This window comes from Flavobacterium sp. P1_E4 (genome assembly GCF_056405915.1).
Map to the genome: position 1 here is coordinate 1 of NZ_JBFUBE010000063.1, position 1,509 is coordinate 1,509.

The 1,509-nt window shown below is 47.2% G+C and carries 1 protein-coding gene; it reads left to right on the forward strand.

Annotation, left to right across the window (positions count from 1 at the left end; all coding sequences use genetic code 11):
- On the forward strand, nucleotides 1–1,509 hold a 1,509-nt coding region (locus AC1DY0_RS18975), incomplete at both ends, for a hypothetical protein (protein ID WP_477190142.1).

Sequence of the window (1,509 nt, forward strand, 5' to 3'; positions counted from 1 at the left end):
ACCTACCTATACTGCAGCGGCCGGAGACGAAGGCAATACTGTGACCTTGACCATGACCGTTACCAGTAACAATACTTGCGGAATTGCAAAAGCTACATCAACTTATACCGTTAATGTGGATGCATTACCTCAAGCTTCTGCAGCTGGCGGAAGTCAAACAATCTGTTCCAATGCAACGGCTACCGTAAGCGGAGCCACTGCTTCAAATGGAACAATCCTTTGGACACATAACGGAGCCGGTTCGTTGAGTAATGAAACCACACTTACACCTACCTACACTGCAGCGGCCGGAGACGAAGGCAATACTGTGACCTTGACCATGACCGTAACCAGTAACAATACTTGCGGAATTGCAAAAGCTACATCAACTTATACCGTTAATGTGGATGCATTACCTCAAGCTTCTGCAGCTGGCGGAAGTCAAACMATCTGTTCCAATGCAACGGCTACGGTAAGCGGAGCCACTGCTTCAAATGGAACAATCCTTTGGACACATAACGGAGCCGGTTCGTTGAGTAATGAARCAACACTTACACCTACCTAYACTGCAGCGGCCGGAGATGAAGGCAATACTGTGACCTTGACCATGACCGTAACCAGTAACAATACTTGCGGAATTGCAAAAGCTACATCAACTTATACCGTTAATGTGGATGCATTACCTCAAGCTTCTGCAGCTGGCGGAAGTCAAACCATCTGTTCCAATGCAACGGCTACGGTAAGCGGAGCCACTGCTTCAAATGGAACAATCCTTTGGACACACAACGGAGCCGGTTCATTGAGCAATGCCACAACATTGACCCCAACCTACACTGCAGCGGCCGGAGATGAAGGCAATACTGTGACCTTGACCATGACCGTAACCAGTAACAATACTTGTGGAATTGCAAAAGCTACATCAACTTATACCGTTAATGTGGATGCATTACCTCAAGCTTCTGCAGCTGGCGGAACTCAAACCATCTGTTCCAATGCAACGGCTACGGTAAGCGGAGCCACTGCTTCAAATGGAACAATCCTTTGGACACATAACGGAACCGGTTCGTTGAGCAATGCCACAACATTGACCCCAACCTATACTGCAACGGCCGGAGATGAAGGCAATACTGTGACCTTGACCATGACCGTTACCAGTAACAATACTTGCGGAATTGCAAAAGCTACATCAACTTATACCGTTAATGTGGATGCATTACCTCAAGCTTCTGCAGCTGGCGGAAGTCAAATCATCTGTTCCAATGCAACGGCTACGGTAAGCGGAGCCACTGCTTCAAATGGAACAATACTTTGGACACATAACGGAACTGGTTCGTTGAGTAATGAAACCACACTCACTCCTACCTATACTGCAGCGGCCGGAGATGAAGGCAATACTGTGACCTTGACCATGACCGTTACCAGTAACAATACTTGCGGAATTGCAAAAGCTACATCAACTTATACCGTTAATGTGGATGCATTACCTCAAGCTTCTGCAGCTGGCGGAAGTCAAACAATCTGTTCCAATGC